Origin of the sequence: Symbiobacterium sp. (genome assembly GCF_040797425.1) — a bacterium.
Taxonomy (GTDB): Bacteria; Bacillota; Sulfobacillia; order Symbiobacteriales; family Symbiobacteriaceae; genus Symbiobacterium.
Window position 1 is genome coordinate 73,783 of record NZ_JBFNEH010000006.1, and the last position, 22,010, is coordinate 95,792.

Here is a 22,010-nt window from a genome sequence, read left to right on the forward strand (position 1 = left end):
CTTTTCACCTCGTTTGACGCCAGAACTTGGCGCGGAGGAACGGTCTCCCCTGCTAGACTACCCAAACTCGACCACTTTTTCAACTCGAATGTGACGAAACTGCTGTCGCCCAACCTGACCGGCGGCACGGGCCTCGTACGCAAGCCGGCGAAGCCGAGACCGCGCGGATCACGGCCCTGGAACACGTCCCCCGGCACAGGGCCGCGCTCTCGGGGCCAGAACGTCCTTGCGCCCTCGCCGCCCCTGGGCCATAATCGAACGGGGACTACTGGCTCCGGCACCTGCGCGAAGGGGGTAATCTTTCATGCCAGTCCCGAGGGCGGTCATCGCCATCGCAGGAGGCACCGGCTCAGGCAAGACATCCATCGCGAACCGCATCGCCGCTGAGTTCCCGCACCACGTCACGCTGCTCCCCCACGACGCGTACTACAAGGACAACCGCCACCTCACGTACGAGGAGCGGGCCCGCCTCAACTACGACCACCCGGACGCGTTCGACAACGAGCTCTTCATCCACCACCTGCACGAGCTGCGGGCGGGCCGGCCCATCGAACGGCCCGTCTACAACTTCGCCACCCACCTGCGGGAGGACCGCACGGTACGCATCGAGCCCTCTCATATCATCGTGGTGGAGGGCGTGATGGTCCTGGAGGACCCCCGCATGCGGGAGATGTACGATCTGATGGTCTACGTCGACACCGACGCCGACGTGCGGATCCTCCGCCGCATCATCCGCGACATCAACGAGCGCGGACGCACCCTCGACTCGGTGATCCACCAGTACCTGACCACCGTGAAGCCCATGCACGAGGCGTTCGTGGAGCCCACCAAGCGGTACGCCAACGTGATCATCCCCGAGGGCGCCCACAACGAGGCGGGGCTGGAAGTGCTCCTCTCTCAGATCCGCCACCTGATCGGCCAGCATGCTCCGTCCCTATGACTGCCTTTTCACAGCAACAGCGCTGTGGTACACTGAACATGGCCGAACAGGCGGGTTTGAAGTACCCAGTCGCACCGATGCGGGGGTGAACGAGCATGGCTGAGGATCTGTATGCACGCGTCGAGCGGGCGCTGGACATGATTCGCCCCGCGATCCGGATGGATGGCGGTGAGGTGGAACTGATCTCCGTCGAGGACGGCGTCGCCCGGGTGCGGATGGTGGGCGCCTGCGGCGGCTGCCCCATGTCCACCATGACGCTCAAGATGGGCATCGAGCGGGCCATCCGCCAGCAGGTGCCGGAAGTCCGGGCCGTGGAAGCCGTCTAGTCCCGCACGGGGAGGGCTTGCGCTTCGCATGCACCGCGGGTCGCATGAAGAGGTTGAGCGCGCGCTGAAGGCGCGGCTTCATAGGCAGATGGGGATGACGGCAGCGGTGATGGGGGTCATCGCTGCCGGAGTTGGCTTCTGGTGGATCGGCCGGGTCTTCGGGGTCACCCCCTACCGGGCGTTGGCTGACGCACTGCCCTTGTTCAGCCTGGTACTTGTCCTGTTGGGTCTGGTGGCCCTCGCCAGCTTCGCTGCGATCCGGCTCGTGCAGTACATCGAGCGCAGGGCGGAACGCGGCACAGAAGGCAAGCAGGTCGACGGTTAGTCGGCCTGCTGTTACTGTTCGAACTATCACATCCTGGATCAGGTGTTCTGATGAGTGTTTCTAGCGCGATATTGCCTGGCGACAAGGATATCTCCGCAGAGGGACCGAATATACTTTGGTGTTTTCCACAGATAAAGCGCTGAGATGGTCCGGCGCGAAACTTGTGGAAACTTTCCTTATATCTCGGCGCCCTGTCTGGGTTGCGCTCTCAAAGGAGGTGGCTCAGCCGAGACCGGCCAGGCAGGTGACGGCCGGACCAGTGGTTCCGGTATCCGCACACACAGAGAAACAGATGACTGAGGGAGGTCTGCACACATGCGTCGTTTCGTCGCAGGCATGCTGGCTGTCGTGATGCTGGCTGCCGTCGGGTGCTCCAGCTCCTCGGGCGGATCGGACAGCGACCAGGTCATCCGGATCAACATCGGCACCAACCCGCAGACGATTGACCCGCGCGTCAGCACCGGTCTTCCCGAAGCCCACGTGGAGATCGCCCTGTTTGAAGGCCTGATGCGGCTGGACGAGAACGGCAACGCGATTCCGGGCGCTGCGGAGAGCTATGACGTCAACGAGGACAACACGGTCTTCACCTTCCACCTCCGTGACGGCCTGAAGTGGTCCAACGGCGACCCGCTCACCGCTCAGGACTTCGTCTGGTCCTGGAAGTCGACCCTCAATCCGCTGCTCGCCTCCGAGTACGCTTACCAGCTGTACTACATCAAGGGCGCCGAGCAGATGAACACCTTCACCAGCGATCCCAAGTGGGAGAACGCCTCCGACGAGGAGATCGCAGCCGAGTTTGAGCGGCTGTCCCAGGACTTCGGCGCCGTGGCTCTGGACGAGAAGACCCTCCAGGTCACCCTCGAGGCGCCGACCCCGTACTTCCTCTCCCTGACCGCTTTCCACACCTACTATCCGGTGCACAGGGCCAGCGTTGAGGCCAACCCCGAGGCGTGGTTCCGCGATACCAAGACCACCATCGGCAACGGCCCCTTCAAGATCGTCAGCTGGACCGAGAAGGAGAAGATCGTTGTCGAGCGGAACCCCAACTACTGGGACGCCAAGAACATCAAGCTCGACCGGATCGAGTTCTACCTGATCGAGGAAGAGTCCACGGTCACCACGATGTTTGAGAACGGTGAGCTCGACATCGTCGAGTCCGGCGTCAACGTCGCCGAGCTGGATCGCCTGAAGGCCGATTATCCGGACGAGCTGCACATTCTGCCTGACCTGGGCATCTACTACTACCTGTTCAACGTCGAGAAGGAGCCGCTGAACGACAAGCGGGTCCGCCAGGCCCTGACCTACGCCATCGACCGCCAGCAGATCGTGGAGCAGATCACCAAGGCCGGCCAGGTTCCCGCCTTCTCGCTCGTGCCCGAGGGCATTCCGGATCCGAGCGGCTCGGAGAACGACTTCCGGAAGAATGGCGGCGACTTCTTCACCGAGGACGTGCAGAAGGCCCAGCAGCTGCTCGCCGAGGCCGGCTACCCGAACGGCCAGGGCTTCCCGAAGCTGACGATCCTGTACAACACCTCTGAGGCCCACCAGAAGATCGCTGAGGCCATTCAGGAGATGTGGAAGAAGAACCTGGGCATCGACGTCGAGCTGACGAACCAGGAATGGGCCGTCTACCTCGACAGCCGTCAGACCGGCGACTATGAGATCGCCCGGGCCGGCTGGATCGGCGACTACATCGACCCGATGACCTTCATCGACATGTGGGTCACCGACGGCGGCAACAACGACACCAACTGGGGCAACCCCGAGTACGACCGGCTGGTCTCGATTGCCAAGAAGAGCGCCGACCCGGTCGAGCGCATGAAGGCCATGCACGATGCTGAGGCCCTCCTGATGGACGAGATGCCGATTCTGCCCATCTACCACTACACCCGGGTCGTCATGGTTTCGAAGAACGTCGAGGGGTGGTCGATGCCGCTGACCTCGCCGCTGAACCTGCGCGACGCTTCGATTAAGAAGTAACCCGTAAGAGTAGCCCCGGAAACCAGGACGGTGCAGGAAGCGCCACCGTGGCTTACCGCGGTGGCGCTTCCCACAATTCCGCCTCACCGGGATGGAGGGATACGATGGCCCGCTACCTGCTGCAACGCATCATCACCATGTTCGTGGTTGCCTTCGTTGTGGTGACGGCCACGTTCTTCTTGATGCGAGCGCTGCCCGGTGGTCCGTTCAGTTCGGAGCGGAACGTGCCGCCAGCGATCCTCAAGAACCTGGAGCGGCGGTACAACCTCAACAAGCCCATCCACGAACAGTACCTCGACTATCTGAAGGGCGTCTTGGTATGGGACCTGGGGCCTTCCTTCAAGTATAAGGGCCTCACCGTGAACGATGTCATCAACCGCGGCTTCCCGGTCTCGGCGAAGCTGGGTGGCATCTCACTGCTCCTTTCGATCATCGTCGGCATCCCGCTGGGGATCCTCGCCGCGATGAAACACAACGGCGTGACCGACCGAACGATATCCGGCCTGGCGATCTTAACGGCTGCGGCACCGAGTTTCGTCATAGCAGGCGTGCTGCAGTATGTCTTCGCGTATAGGCTGGGCTGGTTCCCGTCGGCGACCTGGGGCGACGGCAAGTTACGGTACATCGTCCTACCCGTCCTGGCGCTCTCCAGCTACAACCTGGCCTGGATCGTGAAGCTGACCCGGTCCAGCATGCTCGAGGTCATCAACCAAGACTATATCCGCACGGCGCGGGCCAAGGGACTGCGTGAGATCGTCGTCATCTACCGCCACATGATCAAGAACGCCATGGTACCCGTCATCGCCTCGCTGGCGCCGATGACGGCCAGCATCCTGACCGGCAGCTTCATCGTGGAGAACGTCTTCGGCATCCCCGGTATCGGCCGGGAGTTCGTTCAGTCCATCACCAACCGCGACTACACGGTAACGCTGGGCATGACGCTCTTCTTCTGCCTGCTGCTGGTGGGCTTCACGCTGATCGCCGACATCGTCCTGGCGTTCATCGATCCCCGTGTACGCCTGGAGAAGGAGGGGTAACGCAGAATGGCCATTCCCGCTGATCAGCGCTTTGCGCCCCTCCCCAACCGGCAGGAAGCGGCCGAGCGGATCACCACGCCGCCGATCAGCTTCGCCGCCGACGCCTGGCGCCGCTTCAAGGCGAACCCGCTGGCTCTGCTGGGCCTGATCACCATCGTCATCTTCCTGATCGCCTGCTTCATCGGCCCCCTCCTCACGCCCTGGGACCCGACCACGCAGTTCCTGGCCGGGCGTGACCAGCCGCCCTCGGCGCAGCACTGGTTCGGCACCGACGCACACGGCCGTGACCTCTTCGAGCGGACGCTTTACGGCGGCCGCATCTCCCTGGCCGTGGCCTTCTTCGCCGGCCTGCTGCAGCTGGTGGTGGGCGTGACCTACGGCGCCACCGCCGGCCTCCTGGGCGGCAAGTGGGACAACATCATGATGCGCATCGTCGACATCATCGATACCATCCCGCTCACGATCTACGTCATCCTGCTGGCCGTGATCATGGGGCAGGGGCTCACCTCGATCTTCGTCGCCATCGGCATTGTCTACTGGACCAGTATGGCGCGACTGGTACGGGCGCAGGTGCTGGCACTCAAGGAACAGGAGTTCATGCTGGCGGCGCGGGCCCTGGGCGCGGGCCGCAGGCGGCTCGTCTTCCGCCACCTGATCCCCAACGCCATGGCCCCGATTGTCGTCGAACTCACGTTCTCGATTCCGCGTGCGATGTTCACCGAGGCGTTCCTGTCGTTCATCGGCCTCGGCGTCAGCGCCCCGATGGCGTCCTGGGGCGTGCTGGCCTCCAACGGCTTCGAGGGCCTGCGCTCCTACCCGTGGGAGCTGGCCTTCCCGGCCGCGGCGATCATCATCGTCTCACTCGCCTTCAACTTCATCGGCGACGGTCTGCGTGACGCGCTGGACCCGAAGCTGCGCCGATAGGGAGGAACGGCCATGAACCCCATTCTCACCATCGAAGGACTCCGCACCACGTTCACGACCTACGCCGGCGAAGTACAGGCCGTGCGGGACGTGAACCTGACCGTGCGGGAGGGCGAGTGCCTGGCCGTCGTCGGCGAATCCGGCTCTGGCAAGAGCGTCACCATGCTCGCCGTGATGCGCCTGCTGGCCAGCAACGCCCGCACCGAAGGAAAGGCCATCTTCGGTGGCGTCGACCTGATCAGCCTCCCCGAGCGCGAGATGCGGAAGATCCGGGGCAAGGACATCGCCATGGTCTTCCAGGACCCCATGACGGGCCTCAACCCGACGCTGACCATCGGCCTGCAGATGCGGGAAGGCATGATGCAGCACCTGGGCCTCTCCCGCGCCGAGGCGGACAAGCGGTCCATCGAGCTGCTCAGTCTGGTGGGCGTGCCGGCGCCGGAGCGACGGCTCAAGCAGTACCCCCACGAGTTCTCCGGCGGCATGCGCCAGCGCGTGATGATCGCCATGGCGCTCGCCTGCAATCCCAAGCTGATCATCGCCGACGAGCCCACCACGGCTCTGGACGTGACGATTCAGGCCCAGATCCTGGACCTGCTGAAGCGGCTCCAGAAGGAGTTCAACAGCTCTGTTGTGCTCATCACCCACAACCTCGGCGTCGTCGCCGGCATGGCGGATCGCGTGGCGGTGATGTACGGCGGCCGCGTGGCCGAGGTGGGCACCGTGACCGAGATTTTCGAGGAGCCCCGGCATCCGTACACCTGGGCCCTGCTCCGGGCGGTGCCGCGCCCCGACCAGCCGCGTGCGCGGCTGGAGGCCATCGCAGGCTCCCCGCCCAACATGCTGCAACCACCGCCCGGGTGCCCCTTCCACCCCCGCTGCCCGTACGCCATGAACATCTGCGCCGCCGAGCAGCCCCAGATGACCAAGCTCAGCGACGAACACCAGGCGGCGTGCTGGCTGCTGCACCCGGACGCTCCGCCCGTCAACCCTGAGCAGGAGGTGTCGGAGCCGTGAACGAGCAGGCCAAGCCGCTCATCGAGGTCAAGAACCTCAAGATGCACTTTCCGATCACGGCCGGCTTCCCGATTCCCCGCCAGATCGGTGCCGTCCAGGCCGTCGACGACGTCAGCTTCTCGATCCGCCCCGGCGAGACGCTGGGCCTCGTGGGCGAGTCGGGCTGCGGCAAGACCACCGTCGGCCGCACGCTCCTCCGCCTCTACAAGCCCACCGCGGGCGAGGTCTACTTCGAGGGCAAGGAGATTGCCCACCTGCCCGAGAAGGAGTTCCTCCCCTACCGGCGCAAGATGCAGATGATCTTCCAGGACCCTTACGCTTCCCTTGACCCCCGCATGACGGCCGCCGACATCATCGGCGAGGCCATCGACATCCACAACCTGGCCACCGGCCAGGAGCGGATGGACCGGATCTACCACCTGCTGGAGTTGGTGGGCCTCCTGCCCGAGCATGCCAACCGCTTCCCCCACGAGTTCTCGGGCGGCCAGCGGCAGCGCATCGGCATCGCCCGGGCACTGGCCGTGGAGCCCCAGTTCATCGTGTGCGACGAACCGATCTCGGCGCTCGACGTCTCCATTCAGGCGCAGGTCGTGAACCTGCTGGAAGACCTGCAGGCCCAGCTGGGGCTGGCCTACCTGTTCATCGCCCACGACCTGGCCATGGTCAAGCACATCTCCCACCGCATCGCGGTGATGTACCTGGGTCGCATCGTCGAGTTGGCCGACAGCGACACGCTGTACCGGCACCCGATGCACCCCTACACGCTGGCGCTCCTCTCGGCTGCGCCCATTCCCGATCCGAAAATCGAAACCACCCGGCAGCGCATCCTCCTGGAGGGCGACCCGCCCAGCCCCGTCAACCCGCCCCCCGGCTGCCGGTTCCAGAACCGCTGCTCCTACGTGCAGGAGCGGTGCCGCACGGAGGACCCGCAGCTGGTGACCGTGGAGACGGGCCACGAGGTGGCCTGCCACTTCCCCGTGGGGAGCTGACCCCCTCGAGGCCCCGATTCCGACGGATAGATCAAAAGACCAGGGTGCTAATCCACCCTGGTCTTTCTCTGTCTGCGATGAACGGGCGAAGCGGCCGGACTCAGGCGATGAGGGCGGTCTGCAGCGCAAACTGTCCGATCAGGGCCGCCGCGCACGCGGCCGACGACAGTGCGGGACAGTTCCACGAAGCCCGGCGCTGGCCCACCAGCAGGAGCGCCAGCGGCAACAGAAGCGACCCGGCCAGCCAGAACCCCAGCGGGGCCTGCAAGGTGATGCCGCCCAGCAGCAGGCCGCGGCCCACGTCGGTGGCGGCCAGGAACGTGATGCCAAGGCCGGTGGCGATAGCCCGGACCGGGATCCCGTCGCAGTCCGCCTCCACCTCCACCTCATCGCGCTCCCCGCCGACGGCGCTGCAGAGCGCCAGGATGCCGAGGCCGCCCGCCAGTGCGGCCGTGCCCAGTGACGCGGCCAGCGAGAGCGCAGGCAGCTGGTCACCGCCCGTCTGGCAGAGGCTGGCGAAGAGCACCGCGATCAACCCCAGAATGGCCGCCTCCCGCCCGCGCTGGCGCCGGAGGTCGAACCGGACGCGCCGCAACCAGGTCCACGAGGCAACCAGGGCCATCGTCGCGTAGGGCAGGGCCAGGCCGAGCCAGACCCACCGCTCGGCGCCGCCGGCCAGCAGGGCGAGGCAGCCGAGCCCGGCCAGGGGGCCGGAGAGCATGCCTGCGACGCGCCAGCCCAGCGGCGGATGATCGCGCACCGGGCCGCTGCGGCTGTCCAGAAAGGCCAACACGGCCGAAAGGCCGAACGACCACGAGAGCAGCTGCAGCCCGACGGCGTGGAGGACATGTGACAAATCGAGCACCCCCTGAACGGCGGACGTTCTCACCTTCAGGGTAGCGCCCGATTCTATCACAATCCTTTCGCCGATATTGCCCAAACCTAACAGGGACAAAATCGTTACCTAAGGATACTATGCCTCGAACTTGTAGCCTATGCCCCAAATGGTCTTGACAAACTCGGGATGCCCGGGATCCCGCTCGATCTTCTCCCGCAGCCGGCGCACGCAGACCGTGAGGGCGGCCTCGTCGCCCGAGTAGTCGGAGTGCCACACTCGCTGCAGGAGCGCCTCGCGGCTAAAGACGTGGCCCGGGTGGCTGGCCAGGAGCCAGAGCAGGTCGAACTCCTTCGGCGTGAGCTCCACCGGCTGGCCCCGCACCACCACCGTGCGCGAGGAGCGGTTGATCTCGATGTCCCTGAACCGGAGCACCTGCTCCTCGGCGGCAGGCCGCGCCGGACCCGAGGTGCGGCGCAGGATCGCCTTGACGCGCAGCAACAGTTCGGAGAGGCGGAAGGGCTTCGTCAGGTAGTCGTCGGCGCCCACGTTGAAGCCGACCACTTTGTCCATCTCCTCGCCGCGGGCCGAGAGGATCAGCGTGGGGATGCTGTCCGTCGCTTGCAGCTGGGCCAGGACCTCGAAGCCGTCCATCTTGGGCAGCATGATGTCCAGGATCATCAGGTCGGGCTTGAGCGACTGTGCGAGGCGCAGCGCCTCCAGCCCGTCCTCCGCCCGGTAGACCTCGTACCCCTCCTGCTGCAGCGCCTGATCCAGCGCCTTCAGGATCTTCGGGTCATCATCCACCACCAGAATCCGCTTCTTCGTGCTCGCCATAGCCTCCGCTCCCTTGCTTTAGCCTCCGCTCCCTTGCTCCGACCAGGTCGGTAGCGTGAATGTGAAGGCAGCGCCGGCCCCGGGTTCCGACTCCACCCAGATCCGGCCGCCGTGCGCTTTCACCAGGGACGCCGAGAGCGCCAGCCCCAGCCCCCAGCCCTCCGGCCGACGCGCTCCGCCCTGCCGGAAAGCCTCGAAGATGACCTCCTGCTCCTCCCTGGGCACCCCGGGGCCCGTGTCCCGCACGGTCACGTGGAGCTCATCGCCCACCGGCCGGCACTCCACCGACACCCGCCCCCCTTCGGGGGTGAACTTGATGGCGTTGCTGAGCAGGTTCATAAGCACCTGCGACACGCGCAGGGGGTCGGCGGAGACCAGCGGCAGGCCCGACGGGCAGTCCACCGTGAGCCGGATCCGCTTTTTCTCCGCGAGCGGCTGCACCGTCCGGACGACGTCGCGGACGGGATCGGCGAGGTCCAGCATCTCCCGGAAGAGCTTCACCTTCCCCGCCTCGAGGCGGGAGTAGTCCAGCAGGTTGGTGATCATGTTCAGCAGCTTCTGGCTGGACTCCAGCACCTCGCTCAGGGACTCGCGCTGCTCCGGCTCCAGCCGCGGGTCGTTCAGGAGCAGTTCGGTGAAGGTGATGATCGAGGTCAGGGGCGTGCGGAGCTCGTGGGAGATCATGGTGAGGAACTCCGATTTGTAGCGGGAGGCCCGCTCCAGGGCCTGGTTCGCCTCCTCCAGCTCCCGCGTGCGTTCCGCCACCTTCTGCTCCAGGCCGGTGTAGAGCTCACGCAGCCGGTCTGACATCTGCTCGAAGGCGTCGGCCACCACCGCCGTCTCGTGGTTGGCCCGGAGGGGCCGCAGCCGCTCCTTGCTGATGAGGAACTGGCCCATGCCGACGCTCGTGGCCACCGCCGCCAGCTCCTCCAGCGGGGCGGCGATCTGCTGCCGGAGGATGATCCAGATCAGGCCGAAGCAGAACAGCGCCAGAAAGACGACGAAGGCGGCGAGCCGGATCGACTCGGCCCGCGCGGCGGCCAGCGTTTCCCGCATGGGCAGCGTCACGCTGATGGCCCCCGCCAGGTCCCCGAGCTTCAGGCCCTCCTTGGGGTAGCCCGTGGGGTCCAGCTCGCCCTTGGGCTCGCCGTGGCAGCGGAGGCACGACTCCTCGGCCCGGAGGGCCATCACGTAGCGGAACGCCGGCGTGCCGTCCTCCAGGGTCACCCGCTGCCACACCTCGTTGTTCTCGTCGCTCTGGAGGAAGTACTCGAGGGCGGCGCGTTCGAACTCGTCCGGTGCGTTCTCGGGGATGCGGGGCACCAGGTTCGTCTGCTTCACCTGCGACTTGGAGAGGTCCTCGAAGATGTCGCTGACCCCCCGGCCCACGTCGGCGGGCTCCAGCGGGCGGGCCTCGCCGTGGACGTACTCGCCGCCGCTGGAGCGGGAGATGAACGAGCGCGTCGCCTGCTGCTGCTTGGCCACGAGGCTCGCCTTGGCGAGGAGGTCGGCGTCGGCCTGCCGCTGCTGGTAGGCGAAGTCCCAGGAGAGAGCGATGAAGAGCACCGCGAGCACCAGGCCCGTGATGCCCACCATGAACTTCGCCGTCAGGCTGCGCATGAGACCACTTCCCTTGTCCCTATCATACCTTGCCTCCCCCGGGCGCACCATCCGACCCTCGACCCATCAGGGGACCATCACACCCACCGTTCGGTCCCCGCCGCAGTCACCATGCCATAGACCAGCGGCCGCTCGGCCGGCTTCTCAGGACCGATCCGGTAGGCCCCCTGCAGCCGCGCCTGCGCCTCGGCCAGGCGGGCCTCCGAGTTGACGTGCAGCTCCGCCAGCACGTCGCCCGGCGCCACGGCCTCGCCCACCTTCTTGCGGAGGACGACGCCGACGCCCAGATCGATGGGCGCCCCCTTGGTCTCCCTTCCGGCGCCCAGCATCATGGCCGCCACGCCCACCTCCAGCGCCTCGATGGACTGCACGAAGCCGCCCTCGCTGGCCACGACCGGCACCACCCGCCGGGCCCGAGGCAGTTTCACCGGCTGCCGGATGTAGGTGGAGTCGCCCCCCTGGGCCTCGACCATCTCGATCAGCTTGTTCAGGCCGCGCCCCGAGCGCAGGGCACGCAGCAGCTGCTGGCGCGCCTCGGCCTCGTCCGCCGCCACCCCGGCGAGGCGGAGCATCTGCGCACCGAGCCGGAGGCAGATCTCCTCCAGGTCTTTCGGGCCGAAGCCGCGCAGGGTTTCGATCGCCTCCGCGACCTCCAGCGCGTTGCCCACGGCGTGGCCCAGCGGCTGGTCCATGTCGGAGATGATGGCGGCGACCTCCCGCCCCACCTGCCGGCCGATGGCCACCATGGTCTCGGCGAGGCGGAAGGCGTCGTCGAGGTTCTTCATGAAGGCGCCCGAGCCGACCTTCACGTCGAGCACCACCGCGTCCGCACCGCCGGCGATCTTCTTGGACATGATCGACGACGCGATGAGCGGAATCGAGTCGACCGTGGCGGTCACGTCCCGCAGGGCGTACAGCTTCTTGTCGGCGGGCACCAGGTTGCCCGTCTGGCCCGCCACGGCGCAGCCGACGCGGTTCACCTGGTCGACGAACTCCTCCTTGGTGAGCTCCACCCGGAACCCGGGGATCGACTCCAGCTTGTCGATGGTGCCGCCCGTGTGCCCGAGCCCCCGGCCGGACATCTTGGCCACCGGAGCGCCGCAGGCCGCCACCAGCGGAACCAGCACCAGCGAGACCTTGTCACCCACGCCGCCGGTGGAATGCTTGTCGACCTTGCGGCCACGGATCGCCGAGAGGTCGATCATGTCGCCCGACTCGGCCATCGCCATCGTCAGGTCGGCGGTCTCGCGGGCCGTCATGCCCTGGAAGCACACGGCCATCGCCCATGCCGACATCTGGTAATCGGGCACCTCGCCCGAGACATACCCCGCAATGAGGCTCCGGATTTCCTCGGTGGTCAGTTCCTTACCCATACGCTTGCGGTAGATGATGTCGTATGCGCGCACTCTTGACTCCTCCTTCGAAACCAATGCCCCTTAACCTTTCGACCGTCTGGCAAGCGGTTCCTGTCGAACGCCCATCTCTGGATATCGCGCCGCTGCCACACCTTGCCACGCCTTCCGGTAGCGTACCCCATTCGGCCCGGTCGGCACCCGCGTACACGGCCGGGCCGACTCGGACTTATCCGGTCCCGGGAGGCCGCACCCCCTGTTGCCGTGTGCGGCCGGCCCAACGCCCGCCGCATGCAAAAGTGGAGGGCATCCCTGCCCTCCACTGGTTTGCCGTCTGTACCCCCGCTCGGGCGGCTAGCGCCCCTGCTTCAGCCGCTGCAGCACCTCGGCGTTGATCTCCTTCCCCTTGGCCACCCGCGCCCGGATGAGCGGGTCGAGGTACTGCTTGCGGAGCCGGATCGACTTGGGCGTGACCTCCACCAGTTCGTCGTCGTCGATCTGCTCCAGTGCCTCTTCCAGCGTGAGCAGGCGGGGCGGGTCCAGCAGCAGCTTCTCGTCAGAGCCCGCCGCCCGGATGTTGGTGAGGTGCTTCGTCTTGCAGACGTTCACGTCGATGTCCTGCCCGCGGTTGCTCTCGCCCACCACCATCCCCACGTACACCTCGGTGCCGGGCTCGATGAAGAGCGTTCCCCGGTCCTGCAGCTGGTAGAGGGCGTACTGCGTGGCCACGCCCGCCTCCGAGGCCACCAGGGAGCCCCGCGTGCGGGTCGGGATGTCGCCCCGGTACGGCCCGTAGTCGTAGAAGACGTGGTGCATGATGCCGTAGCCGCGGGTCATGGTGAGGAACTCCGAACGGAAGCCGATGAGGCCCCGGGCGGGGATGATGAACTCCAGGCGCACGTTGCCGTTGCCGTGGTTGACCATGTTGGTCATCTCGGCCTTGCGCGTGCCCAGCGCCTCCATGACCGTGCCCATGTACTCCTCGGGCAGGTCGATGATCAGCTGTTCCAGCGGCTCCAGCCGGTTGCCGTTTTCGTCCTTGCGGAAGATCACCTTCGGCTTGGAGACCGCCAGTTCGTAACCCTCGCGGCGCATGGTCTCGATGAGGATCGAAAGGTGCAGCTCGCCGCGGCCGGAGACGATGAAGGCGTCAGGGGAGTCGGTCTCCTCCACCCGCAGGGCCACGTTCCGCTCCAGTTCCTTGAAGAGGCGTGCCCGCAGGTGGCGGGAGGTGACGTACTTGCCCTCCCGGCCGGCGAAGGGCGAGTCGTTGGTGCGGAAGGTCATCTGCATCGTCGGCTCGTCGACCTTGATGGGCGGCAGCGGCTGCGGGTTCTCGGGATCGGTGATGGTCTCGCCGATGTTCACGTCCTCCAGGCCGGTCATGGCGATGATGTCGCCCACCGACGCCTCCTCGAGGGGCACCCGCTTCAGCCCCTGGAAGCCGAAGAGCTGCGCCGCGCGGAACCGGACGACGCTCCCGTCCAGCTTCGCCACCGCCACCTGCTGGCCGGCCTTCACCGTACCCTGCCGGATGCGGGCAATGGCGACGCGCCCCACGTACTCGTCGTAGTCCAGCGAGGTGACCATCGCCTGCAGCGGGGCGTCCGGGTCGCCCTCGGGGCAGGGGATGTGCTCCAGGATCGTGTCGAAGATGGGCCGGAGATCCTTCCCCTCCTCATCCAGGCTGTACGTCGCCACGCCGTCGCGCGCCGAGGCGTAGATCACGGGGTACTCCAGCTGGTCATCGTCCGCGCCTAACTCGATGAACAGGTCGAGGATTTCGTCCTCCACCTCGGCGATCCGCCGGTCGGGGCGGTCGATCTTGTTGATCACCACCACCGGCTTCAGGCCCGCCTCCATGGCCTTGCGCAGTACGAACTTGGTCTGCGCCATCGGCCCCTCGGCCGCGTCCACGACCAGGAGGCAGCCGTCCACCATCGTCATGATCCGCTCGACCTCGCCGGAGAAGTCCGCGTGTCCGGGAGTATCCACGATGTTGATCCGTACGCCCTTGTAGATGATCCCGGTGTTCTTGGACAGGATGGTGATGCCCCGCTCCCGCTCCAGCTCGTTGGAGTCCATCACGCGCTCGGCGACCTGCTCGTTGGCGCGGAACGCGCCGGACTGGCGGAGCAGACCGTCGACCAGCGTGGTCTTGCCGTGATCGACGTGGGCGATGATCGCCACATTGCGCAGGTCCGTTCGCTTCATGTGTCATCGCGCTCCTTAGGCGAAGTCTGCCCACCTGAATCAGGGTCCACAACGCAGGACCCAATTCTCGTATTATACGGGGAGTGCCATAAAAAGTAAAGCACACGTCACGCCGGTAGCAATCCGGCCCGCCGTGCCGTACTGATGGGTGAGACCCGGGCGGGCTCCGGGCGCCTGCCGACCAGAGGAGCGATCCTATGTTATGGGCCGATCGGTATGGCAGTCTCCCCCGTGGCACATCCGGCGGACCGGTTTCCCCGAGGCCTGGCGGCTGGTGCGCATGGAGCGGGTGCAGTACAGGCCGGTCGAGGTGGGTCTGCTGGACAGCGGCGTCGACTTGAAGCACCCGTACCTGCGGCACCTGCTGGGCCCGGGCATCAACCTCCTGAGCCCCGGCAAGCCGCCCCAGGACGAGCACGGCCACGGCACCCACATCGCCGGCATCCTGGCGGTGGCTTCCGGGGCCCTGCAGCGGGAGCGACCGGTGTGGCCGCCGCCGCTGCGCATCCGGCCGGTGAAGATCTTCGACCGGAAGGGCGTGGGGCGCATCGCCGACATCGTGGCGGGACTCCGGTGGTGCCTGGAGCAGGGATGCGAGATCGTGAACCTCAGCTTCGGCACCGACCGACAGGCCAGCGAGCAGCTGGCCCGGGCGATCCGCACCCTGGACCGGTACGGCATCCTGCTGGTGGGGGCGGCAGGCAACGACGGACGCGCCGGCAGCGTTGACACGCCGGGGGTCTACCCGGAGGTCGTCGCGGTGGCGGCCTCCAACCGCCGCGACCGGCTGGCCCGCTTCTCCAGCCGCGGGCCGGAGGTGGATCTCGTGGCCCCCGGCACCGGGCTCTTCTCACTGCTCCCGGGCGGGGCATTCGGCTATATGAGCGGCACCTCCATGGCCGCACCTCACGTGACGGCCGCGGCGGCCCTGCTGCTCCAGGTGCGCCCCGGCCTCGGACCGGCAGCCATCCGCGCCCGTCTCAAGGCCACCGCCGAGTGGCTGCCGGAGGTTCCGGTCTCCGCCCAGGGCGCTGGCCTGCTCCGGGCAGACCGGCTGCTGCGCGCGGAAGTGTGAAGGGGCCGCCTGCAGGAAGGCGGCCCCGCTATGCTGGCGACTTCTGGACGAGCCGGGGGAGGGCTACCCCGACCGGACCCTGCTCATCCTCGGCAAGCACGACGCCACGGGAAACATCAAGAAGTCGATGACGGCATGGGGGCGGGACGGGCGTGGCGTTCCATCTGGTGCGGGGAGCCCGGCACAACGCGAATCAGGATGCGCCGGAGGAGACCAACCGGATCATCCGGGAGTCTGTGCAGCAGAGATGAGCAGCCCCGTGCGACTCGAGTTCACCCCAGAATGGCCCGTCCGGGCGTGGTTAGGCGAACTTACCCCTGCGCGATCAGGCGCTCCGACCAGCGAAGCGCCTTTCTTGCTGTGATCGCGGCTTACCGATCGACCAGCATCCAGGTCTCGTCCAGGTCCAGCACGGCCTCGGGGTGGATGAGGCGCACGGTGATCTCGTCGGCGGCCCGCATCGCCGGCGACGCCTCGTCCGCGAACAGGTAGCTGACCCCTTGCTTGCCCTCGCCGATGTGCCCGCCTCCGGTCTGCATGTTCGTCACCGTCTCCCCACCCGGGCCGATGAACTCCACCTTCGGAATCGAGTAGGTCGGAGTCACCCGCGGCAGGCGGTCGGGTTTCATGATCTCGAAGCTGACGCCCCGTTCATCCACCTTGTGCAGGCGGTAGGCGCCGTCGTAGAACGGCATCACCACCAGGTCAGCCGGCTCCACCACGACCTCCTGCCCGCCGAACTGGCCCCACGGAATCACCGCCTCCAGCACCTGCTCGGTTGCGAACCCGATGCCGTGGAGTTTCAGGCGGACCGGGACGGGCCACTCGTCCGGCGGCTCGAAAGTGGCGATGAAGCTGCCGTCCGGTTCCCGGTCAAAATCGACCATGTCTCGGGCCGTGTCGCCGAAGACCAGGTCGGCGCCGAGAGCGGGGTCGTGCTCACCGGGGAGCAGCGTGATACGGCCGTGCAGCCTGGCCTGCCCGACGCTCACCTCCAACCGGTCCACCCGCAGCGTGCGGCCCAGCCCGGTGCCCTCCAGGTCGAGCGGGAACTGCTCCGGCGCGGGGTCCAGGTACTCCTCCCGCACAGGCAGTTCGAACACCAGCGGGGCGTAGTGCGTGCCGGGCTCGGCGAGGTCGCGTTTGGCGGGCGTCATCGCATACCACTTCGTGACCTCCACGGTCACGGCATCGGCGGAAAGCGGCCGCTCCACCGGGGGCAGGATCATCACCTGGTGGAACCCCTCGGCGGAGAACGCTCCATATCCGTGCCAGTAAGGATTCGGCCCCCAGTCTCCCATCCCGATGCCCCAATCCGTCTCAATCCAGGTGGCCATGAAGGGACTGCCCGTGGTCGTGTAGAGCACGTACGTCCGGAGCGGGCTGTACCAGACCGCATCCAGCCTCACCCGGGCGTCGGTGTCCGGAATGGCGAACGTGCGGTCCAAGGCCACCACCAGCCCCTCCTGCTCCGCCCGGGCCCATCCGGGAATCGCCCTGCGGGCATACTCGGCCGGCTCCTCGACCCGCTGGGAGCCGTAGGTGCCCGGCTTGTAGCCCGAACTGCAGCCCGCCAGCAACAGCAGAATCACCAACCACAGGAGCGTTCGCATCGTCTGCCCTCCCTCCGGGTCCATTCTATAGACCGCCACACCACGTCTGGCGTTCTTCCCGCGCCTGTCCCACTTTTCTTCCACCGAACCGTAGCCATTGCAAAGGGCCGTGCCCACACGGGCACAGCCCCGCTCCAACGAGAGGGCGCCCCGGTGGGCGCCCGGACTAGCTGACAGGCCCGGGGTAGTAGTAATCCTGCCCCTGCACCACTTGAAAACCCACCGAGGTGTAGAGTTGCAGCGCCCGGGCGTTTCTCGCCTCCACTTCCAGGAACACCGCGCAGCCCTGGGCCGCGAGCCGGGCGACGACGGTCTCGAGCGCCCGCCGCCCGATGCCCCGGCCCTGGAAGCGGGGGAACACCGCGAACCCGTAGAGCCACGCTTCGGCTCCACTCCGCTGCACCCGGATTTTGCCCACGGCGGTTCCCTCGTGCAGGATCATGTACGTGGTTGTGCCGGGTTCCTGAAGCATCCGGCGGTTCATGCTCCGTGCGTCGGCTTCGTCCGTCCCGAATGCCTCGACATCCAGGCGGACCTGCGTCTCCACGTCTTCAGGAGTGGCAGGGCGAAGGAGGCCCGGATCCGCCGCCGGAAGGGTGGCGCCCGCCCACTTCATCTGGTGCTCGGTGAAGGCATACCGGGCGCCCTGCTTCCGGAGAAACGCCCGTCCGGCCTCGGAAGCCGTGGGGCTGTTCAGCAGAATCTCCGTGAAGCCGGCCTTGCGGCAGTAGTCCATCGCCTGGTCGTAGAGCGCCTGAAAGTGCCCCCGCCGCCGCACGTCCGGATGCACCATCCCGCACAGTTCCACTGTGGAACCGAAGCCGTAGACACCGAGAAAACCGATCAGGCGCCCGTCCTGATACCGCAGGAAATCCGGATCGGTGCGGTCGGTCCGCCTCAGGCAGTCCCAGTTGAGTTTCAGCGCGATACCATCGTGCGCCTCCACCGCCTGCTGAAGGGCGGCAACCGCAGCCTGCTGCGTTTCGGTTAGCATGCAGACACTCCCGTACGGAACCCGAATTGACTACCCGCCGAGCGCTTACCAGCGCCGCCGTTGTGGTATATACCACCTCAGGAAGTCCACCCCGGCGTTACAGCGGCAGATACGCCTGAAACAGCTCGCCCTTCTTCACCAGGTTGTGCACCGAGAGCCCCAGCAGCCGCACCTTCCGCCCCTCCCACTCCACCCGGCTGAAGATTTCCCTGGCGACCCGGCCGATGGTGCGGGCGTCGCTGGTGGGCATGGGCAGGGTCTGGCTGCGGGTGATCTGCAGGAAGTCGCCTTCCTTGGGCCCGCGCTCGACGAAGACGTTCCACTTGATCTTCACCGTCACCGTGCGGGCGGCCAGCCCCTGCCGCTGCAGCTCCGCCGCCAGGTTGTCAGCATACCGTTCCAGCAGCTCCATCAGGTAGGCCCGGTCGGTCTGGTCGACGGGGAAGGTGTTCTCCTCGCCGATGGACTTGGCCTCCCGGTACGGCACCACCGGACTCGGGTCGATCCCCCGGGCCAGCTCCACCAGCTCGTCGGCCCGCTTGCCGAAGTGCTTCCGCAGGGTCTCCAGGTCGTAGGCCAGCAGGTCCCGGCAGGTGAAGATGCCCAGGGCGTTCAGCGCCTGCTCCGTGGCCGGCCCCACGCCCCACAGCCTGCGCACCGGCAGGGTGGGGAGCAGCTGCTGCGCCCGCTCCCAGGTGATCACCGTGAGGCCGTCGGGCTTCTGCATGTCGGAGGCCAGCTTGGCCAGGAACTTGCAGTACGAGACGCCCGCAGAGCCGGTGAGCTGCAGCTCCGCCTTGATGGCCGCCTTCAGCTCCCGGGCCACGTGCACGGCGTCCTGACCCGACACGTCCAGGAAGGCCTCGTCAATCGAGAGCGGCTCGATCACGTCTGTAAACCGCCGCATGATCGCGCGCACCTGCCGGCCCACCTCGGCGTACTTGGCGTGGTTGGGCCGGATGAAGATCGCCTGGGGACAACGCCTGAGGGCCTCGCGCGAGGGCATGGCGGAGCGCACCCCAAAGCGGCGCGCCTCGTACGAGCAGGTGGACACCACGCCCCGGGAGTTGGGGAAGCCGCCCACGATCACGGGCTTTCCCCTCAGGTGCGGGTTGTCCCGCTGCTCGATGGAGGCGAAGAACGCGTCCATGTCCAGGTGGATGACCCAGAGGTCCTTCCTCACTGCAGCGCCTCCACCAGCGACTTGAAGTGCCGCCCCCGCTCCTCGAAGTTCCGGTAGGCGTCAAACGAGGCGCAGGCGGGGGAGAGCAGCACGGTGTCTCCCGAGACGGCGGCAGCCCGGGCGAGAGCCACCGCCTCGGCCATGTCGGCCGCCCGGTGCACCGGCCCGGTGTAGCCGCCCCGTCGCACCGCCTCCTCGATCTTGGGGGCGGTGGGCCCCGTCAGGATCAGGCATTTCACCTTTTCCTTCACCAGCGGGGCGATGGGGTCAAAGCGGATGCCCTTGTCGGACCCGCCCGCGATGAGCACGATCGGCGCGGGCAGCGTCGAGAGCGCCGCCACCGCCTCGGTGGGCGACGTGGCCTTGGAGTCGTTGTACCACTTCACTCCGTCCAGCACCCGCACCGGCTCGATGCGGTGCTCGACGCCGGTGAAGCGGGTCAGCACCTCGCGGACGGCCGAGAGCGGCGCGCCTGCGAGGTAGCAGGCCGCCATGGCGGCCAGGACGTTCTCCTGGTTGTGCAGGCCGGGCAGTCTGAGCTCCTCCACCAACAGAGTGGGAAGCTCCTGGCCGCCCCGGCGCCAGACCAGCTGGCCGTCCCGGATAAAGGCGGCGTCCCTGCCGCCGGGGTCGCCCCGACGGCTGAAGAGCACCACCCGGCTGCGGGCCTCGTCCGCAAAGGAGCGGACGAGGGGGTCGTCCGCGTTCAGCACCAGCCAGTCGGCTGGCGACTGGCAGCGGAAGATCCCCTTCTTCGCCTCCACGTACTCCTCCATGGTGGCGTGCACGTCCAGGTGGTTGGGGCTGATGTTGGTGATGACGGCGATGTGGGGCGAGCGGCGCACGAGCTGGAGCTGGAAGGACGAGAGCTCCAGCACCACCACGGCCTCGGGCGGAATCGCCTCCACCTTCTCGATGAGCGGCGTGCCGATGTTGCCGCCCACGTGGATCTCGCGGGCAGAGGCGCGCAGGATCTCGCCGATCAGCGTGGTCGTGGTGGTCTTGCCCGCGCTGCCCGTCACCCCGATCACGGGGGCGCGGCAGAGGTCGAGCACCAGGCCGATCTCGCCGGAGATCACCGCGCCCCGCCGCCGGGCCGCCTCGATTTCCGGCAGGTGCTTGGGCATGCCCGGGGTGAGGAAGATGAGGTCGTGGTCGGCCAGGGGGGCCAGGTATCCCTCGCCCGTCACGAGCCGCACCCCGAGCCGGTGAAGCTCCGCCGCCCGCTCCCCGAGCTCCGCGGCGGACCGCCGGTCGCAGGCGGTGACGCTGACCCCCTTGTGAACCAGGTAACGAATCAGCGCCAGGTTGGAAACCCCGATGCCCACGACGGCCGCACGACGCTGCAGTTCCATCCCGGATGACCTCCCGGTTGACGCTGACTGATTCTGCCCGCCCGCTGGTCACCGCCCGCCGTGCGGCCGGCCTGGCCTCTGGCAACACCCACACGGCGGCTCGCTCCCTGCGGGACTGTCCGGAGCCGGCTTCACGCGCCGGCCCCGGACAGGCGTGTTCTTACCCCTGCGCCAGTAGCCGCTCGATGCGGTCCAGCCCCTCGTCGATGCGCTCCATCGACGTGGCGTAGGAGAAGCGGATGTAGTTCGGCGCGCCGAAGCCCGTCCCCGGTACCACGGCCACCTGGGCGTGCTCCAGAATCACCTCGGCGAGGTCGTCCGAGGTCTCGATCTTGCGCCCGGCGACCGTCTCGCCGAAGAGGCCGGAGACGTTGGGGAACAGGTAGAACGCCCCCTGCGGGGCCACCTTCACCGAGAAGCCCGGCAGCCGGTTCAGCCGCTCCATCATATGCCTGCGGCGGCGGTCAAACTCCTGCCGCATCTGCTCCACGGGCTCCTGGCTGCCCGTGAGGGCCGCAACCGCGGCGGCCTGGGAGATGGAGCTCGGGCCGGAGGTCGACTGCGACTGCAGGTCGGCCATCGCCTTGGCGAAGATGCGCTCGGAAGCCGTGTACCCCATGCGCCAGCCGGTCATGGCGTACGCCTTGGAGAGGCCGTTCACGGTGATGGTCCGCTTCTTGACCTCCTCGCCGAAGCTGGCGATGGAGACATGCTCGGCGCCGTCGTAGAGCAGCTTCTCGTAGATCTCGTCGGTGACGATGATGAGGTCCCGCTCCACCGCCAGCGCCGCGATCTCCTCCAGGTCCTTCCGGGTGAGCACTGCTCCCGTGGGGTTGCTGGGGCTGTTGAGGTTGATGGCCCGGGTGCGGTTGGTGAGCTTCTCCCGGATCATGTCGGCGGTGATGCGGAATCCGGTGGATTCATCGGTCTCCACCACCACGGGCACGCCGCCGGCCAGGCGCACAATCTCGGGGTAGGAGACCCAGTACGGGGCCTGGATGATCACCTCTTCGCCGGGATCCAGGATTACCTGGTAGGCGTTGTAGAGCGACTGCTTGCCTCCGTTGGAGACGACGATTTCATCGGGGTGGTATTTCAGGCCGTTGTCGCGTTCCAGCTTCGCACAGATCGCCTTCCGCAACTCCAGGGTTCCTGCGGAGGGGGTATACTTGGTTTTTCCCTGCTGGATGGCGGCGATACCTGCAGCCTTGATGGCGTCCGGGGTGTCGAAGTCGGGTTCCCCCACCGAAAAATTGACGACGTCGATGCCCTCGGCTTTCATCTGCTTCGACCTGGCGTCAATCGCCATGGTCGGAGAGGGCGACAGGATTCGGGCCCGGGCTGACAAACGCATGCGCATACCACCCCTTTGCATCCCTTGCATCTTCGGCCGG

At 67.0% G+C, this 22,010-nt stretch carries 19 protein-coding genes; 9 read left to right on the forward strand and 10 right to left on the reverse strand.

The window, feature by feature from the left end; all coding sequences use genetic code 11:
• Positions 1 to 304 precede the first annotated feature (304 nt).
• The 8 genes from udk (at position 305) to AB2385_RS03365 (ending at position 7,538) form a co-directional block, all read left to right on the forward strand.
• The gene (gene udk, locus AB2385_RS03330) at positions 305 to 940 is read left to right on the forward strand and encodes a uridine kinase (protein ID WP_367653506.1); all 636 of its coding nucleotides are present in this window, start codon (positions 305 to 307) and stop codon (positions 938 to 940) included.
• Between the two features lie 107 nt (positions 941 to 1,047).
• On the forward strand, positions 1,048 to 1,266 hold the full coding sequence (locus tag AB2385_RS03335; RefSeq protein WP_367653538.1) for a NifU family protein: 219 nt from the start codon (positions 1,048 to 1,050) through the stop codon (positions 1,264 to 1,266).
• 28 nt (positions 1,267 to 1,294) lie between these two features.
• The gene (locus AB2385_RS03340) at positions 1,295 to 1,591 is read left to right on the forward strand and encodes a hypothetical protein (protein WP_367653507.1); all 297 of its coding nucleotides are present in this window, start codon (positions 1,295 to 1,297) and stop codon (positions 1,589 to 1,591) included.
• Between the two features lie 315 nt (positions 1,592 to 1,906).
• Positions 1,907 to 3,571: a peptide ABC transporter substrate-binding protein gene (locus tag AB2385_RS03345; RefSeq protein WP_367653508.1), complete on the forward strand. Its 1,665-nt coding sequence runs from the start codon at positions 1,907 to 1,909 to the stop codon at positions 3,569 to 3,571.
• A gap of 104 nt (positions 3,572 to 3,675) precedes the next feature.
• The gene (locus AB2385_RS03350; protein ID WP_367653509.1) at positions 3,676 to 4,608 is read left to right on the forward strand and encodes an ABC transporter permease; all 933 of its coding nucleotides are present in this window, start codon (positions 3,676 to 3,678) and stop codon (positions 4,606 to 4,608) included.
• 6 nt (positions 4,609 to 4,614) lie between these two features.
• Positions 4,615 to 5,532, forward strand: coding sequence for an ABC transporter permease (locus AB2385_RS03355; RefSeq protein WP_367653510.1), 918 nt, complete (start codon positions 4,615 to 4,617; stop codon positions 5,530 to 5,532).
• Positions 5,533 to 5,544: 12 nt separating this feature from the next.
• Positions 5,545 to 6,549, forward strand: coding sequence for an ABC transporter ATP-binding protein (locus AB2385_RS03360; RefSeq protein WP_367653511.1), 1,005 nt, complete (start codon positions 5,545 to 5,547; stop codon positions 6,547 to 6,549).
• Between the two features lie 41 nt (positions 6,550 to 6,590).
• Positions 6,591 to 7,538 carry an ABC transporter ATP-binding protein gene (locus AB2385_RS03365; protein ID WP_367653539.1) on the forward strand — a complete coding sequence of 316 codons (948 nt, stop codon included), beginning with the start codon at positions 6,591 to 6,593 and terminating at the stop codon, positions 7,536 to 7,538.
• Between the two features lie 100 nt (positions 7,539 to 7,638).
• On the opposite strand, the gene AB2385_RS03370 is transcribed toward AB2385_RS03365, so the two are convergent.
• The 5 genes from AB2385_RS03370 to typA form a co-directional block, all read right to left on the reverse strand.
• Positions 7,639 to 8,394, reverse strand: a complete 756-nt coding sequence (locus tag AB2385_RS03370) for a hypothetical protein (protein WP_367653512.1) — start codon at positions 8,392 to 8,394, stop codon at positions 7,639 to 7,641.
• A 117-nt stretch (positions 8,395 to 8,511) separates the two neighbouring features.
• A complete protein-coding gene (locus AB2385_RS03375) occupies positions 8,512 to 9,210 on the reverse strand; it encodes a response regulator transcription factor (RefSeq protein ID WP_367653513.1) in 699 nt (232 codons plus the stop codon).
• A gap of 18 nt (positions 9,211 to 9,228) precedes the next feature.
• Positions 9,229 to 10,830 carry an ATP-binding protein gene (locus AB2385_RS03380; RefSeq protein ID WP_367653514.1) on the reverse strand — a complete coding sequence of 534 codons (1,602 nt, stop codon included), beginning with the start codon at positions 10,828 to 10,830 and terminating at the stop codon, positions 9,229 to 9,231.
• Between the two features lie 77 nt (positions 10,831 to 10,907).
• A complete protein-coding gene (locus AB2385_RS03385) occupies positions 10,908 to 12,236 on the reverse strand; it encodes a pyrimidine-nucleoside phosphorylase (protein WP_367653515.1) in 1,329 nt (442 codons plus the stop codon).
• A gap of 300 nt (positions 12,237 to 12,536) precedes the next feature.
• Positions 12,537 to 14,396: a translational GTPase TypA gene (gene typA, locus AB2385_RS03390; RefSeq protein WP_367653516.1), complete on the reverse strand. Its 1,860-nt coding sequence runs from the start codon at positions 14,394 to 14,396 to the stop codon at positions 12,537 to 12,539.
• A gap of 202 nt (positions 14,397 to 14,598) precedes the next feature.
• On the opposite strand from typA, the gene AB2385_RS03395 reads away from it, so the two are divergent.
• Positions 14,599 to 15,471 (forward strand): S8 family serine peptidase, encoded by an 873-nt coding sequence (locus AB2385_RS03395; RefSeq protein ID WP_367653517.1) that lies wholly within the window; start codon positions 14,599 to 14,601, stop codon positions 15,469 to 15,471.
• A gap of 371 nt (positions 15,472 to 15,842) precedes the next feature.
• Here AB2385_RS03395 and AB2385_RS03400 read toward each other — a convergent pair whose 3' ends face one another.
• The 5 genes from AB2385_RS03400 to AB2385_RS03420 form a co-directional block, all read right to left on the reverse strand.
• Positions 15,843 to 17,084 carry a hypothetical protein gene (locus tag AB2385_RS03400; RefSeq protein WP_367653518.1) on the reverse strand — a complete coding sequence of 414 codons (1,242 nt, stop codon included), beginning with the start codon at positions 17,082 to 17,084 and terminating at the stop codon, positions 15,843 to 15,845.
• A 166-nt stretch (positions 17,085 to 17,250) separates the two neighbouring features.
• Positions 17,251 to 18,078 carry a GNAT family N-acetyltransferase gene (locus AB2385_RS03405; RefSeq protein ID WP_367653519.1) on the reverse strand — a complete coding sequence of 276 codons (828 nt, stop codon included), beginning with the start codon at positions 18,076 to 18,078 and terminating at the stop codon, positions 17,251 to 17,253.
• 97 nt (positions 18,079 to 18,175) lie between these two features.
• Positions 18,176 to 19,261, reverse strand: coding sequence for a DNA polymerase IV (gene dinB / locus AB2385_RS03410; protein ID WP_367653520.1), 1,086 nt, complete (start codon positions 19,259 to 19,261; stop codon positions 18,176 to 18,178).
• On the reverse strand, positions 19,258 to 20,616 hold the full coding sequence (murD, locus tag AB2385_RS03415; RefSeq protein WP_367653521.1) for a UDP-N-acetylmuramoyl-L-alanine--D-glutamate ligase: 1,359 nt from the start codon (positions 20,614 to 20,616) through the stop codon (positions 19,258 to 19,260). The genes dinB and murD overlap by 4 nt, the downstream gene beginning before the upstream one ends.
• 160 nt (positions 20,617 to 20,776) lie before the next feature.
• A complete protein-coding gene (locus AB2385_RS03420; protein WP_367653522.1) occupies positions 20,777 to 21,970 on the reverse strand; it encodes a pyridoxal phosphate-dependent aminotransferase in 1,194 nt (397 codons plus the stop codon).
• Positions 21,971 to 22,010: the final 40 nt, after the last annotated feature.

Coding starts and splice junctions, on each gene's coding strand:
- AB2385_RS03350 (WP_367653509.1), top strand. CDS start 3,676: ATGGCCCGCTACCTGCTGCAACGCATCATCACCATGTTCGTGGTTGCC.
- AB2385_RS03360 (WP_367653511.1), top strand. CDS start 5,545: ATGAACCCCATTCTCACCATCGAAGGACTCCGCACCACGTTCACGACC.
- udk (WP_367653506.1), top strand. CDS start 305: ATGCCAGTCCCGAGGGCGGTCATCGCCATCGCAGGAGGCACCGGCTCA.
- murD (WP_367653521.1), bottom strand. CDS start 20,616: ATGGAACTGCAGCGTCGTGCGGCCGTCGTGGGCATCGGGGTTTCCAAC.
- AB2385_RS03395 (WP_367653517.1), top strand. CDS start 14,599: ATGGGCCGATCGGTATGGCAGTCTCCCCCGTGGCACATCCGGCGGACC.
- typA (WP_367653516.1), bottom strand. CDS start 14,396: ATGAAGCGAACGGACCTGCGCAATGTGGCGATCATCGCCCACGTCGAT.
- AB2385_RS03340 (WP_367653507.1), top strand. CDS start 1,295: ATGCACCGCGGGTCGCATGAAGAGGTTGAGCGCGCGCTGAAGGCGCGG.
- AB2385_RS03345 (WP_367653508.1), top strand. CDS start 1,907: ATGCGTCGTTTCGTCGCAGGCATGCTGGCTGTCGTGATGCTGGCTGCC.
- AB2385_RS03405 (WP_367653519.1), bottom strand. CDS start 18,078: ATGCTAACCGAAACGCAGCAGGCTGCGGTTGCCGCCCTTCAGCAGGCG.
- AB2385_RS03420 (WP_367653522.1), bottom strand. CDS start 21,970: ATGCGTTTGTCAGCCCGGGCCCGAATCCTGTCGCCCTCTCCGACCATG.
- AB2385_RS03400 (WP_367653518.1), bottom strand. CDS start 17,084: ATGCGAACGCTCCTGTGGTTGGTGATTCTGCTGTTGCTGGCGGGCTGC.
- AB2385_RS03375 (WP_367653513.1), bottom strand. CDS start 9,210: ATGGCGAGCACGAAGAAGCGGATTCTGGTGGTGGATGATGACCCGAAG.
- AB2385_RS03355 (WP_367653510.1), top strand. CDS start 4,615: ATGGCCATTCCCGCTGATCAGCGCTTTGCGCCCCTCCCCAACCGGCAG.
- AB2385_RS03380 (WP_367653514.1), bottom strand. CDS start 10,830: ATGCGCAGCCTGACGGCGAAGTTCATGGTGGGCATCACGGGCCTGGTG.
- AB2385_RS03365 (WP_367653539.1), top strand. CDS start 6,591: ATGCACTTTCCGATCACGGCCGGCTTCCCGATTCCCCGCCAGATCGGT.